The 1,160-nt window shown below is 41.6% G+C and carries 1 protein-coding gene; it reads left to right on the top strand.

The features are described from left to right. Nucleotides 1–108: 108 nt before the first annotated feature. On the top strand, nt 109–1,160 hold a 1,052-nt coding region (locus A3750_RS22105; RefSeq protein WP_068548836.1), incomplete at its 3' end, for an integrase.

Here is a 1,160-nt window from a genome sequence, read left to right as displayed (position 1 = left end):
TGACTCGAATGCCTGATGATATATCCGATATTTGTGAATATCGGATATATTGAATATCAGAAAATCAAGGCTATGCTTAATCTAAAGCTCTTTGATAACGATTAAGAAATGAAGGACCCTAAGCGAAACCCGCCATCACCAATCATTGATAACCTAGAGTTTATTGGCAATCCATTTAAAGTCGCGCCGCAGAGCCCAAACTGGATAAGCTTTTCTGACGCTCAGCAAGATCTAGAGTTGTCATTGAAGTTTCTTTATAGCTATAACGGCAGTACAGCCACATTCAATAGCTATCGAAGAGAGCTCGAACGACTTTTACAATGGTCCTGGCAAATCGAAAAGACTTCAATTCTTGAGCTACAGCGTGAGCACATAGAAGAATTCATTAATTTCTGTATCAACCCACCTGAAGCTTGGATAGGTATAAAGAATGTCGCCAGGTTTAAAAAGTCGCCTGACGGGAGGATACCTAATAAAGACTGGCGCCCGTTTGTTGTTAACGTGTCAAAAGAAGAGTTCAAGCGAGGAAAAGAAGCAAATATTGGGGAATACTTTCCTTCTCAAGCTGCGATAAAAGCAACGTTTACAGCGATATCCTCATTTTATGACTATCTTCTGCAAGAGGGCGAAGTTTCATCTAATCCGGTCGCCTTAATACGACAAAAAAGTAAATTCATTAGCCGTGATCAACAAGCTCCAATTGTTCGCAGAATTAGTAATATTCAATGGGATTACGTCCTTGAAACGGCTGAGTTGCTAGCAGATCAAGATCCGGAAGAGCATGAACGCACACTGTTTATCATGAATGCGTTGTTTGCGATGTATCTCCGAATTTCAGAGCTAGTTGCCGATGAGCGCTCGACACCACTAATGTGCGACTTTGAGCGAGATCGAGACGGAAATTGGTGGTTTAAAGTTACAGGCAAAGGAAACAAAAACCGAAGAATTACAGTTTGCGATGACATGCTGAAATCTCTCAAGCGATATAGAGAGCATTTAAACCTAAGCCCGTTGCCTAGCATTAATGACAAGTCACCAATCTTGCCTAAATACAAGGGTTCTGGTGGCATTACTAGTACGCGTCATGTTCGCTTGATCGTTCAAAATTGTTTCGATGCTGCTCACAATAGAATGCTAAAAGATGGGCTCGAGCAGGATGC

It is taken from the genome of Oleiphilus sp. HI0079 (assembly GCF_001635105.1).
This window is presented reverse-complemented; position numbering and strand designations above follow the sequence as displayed.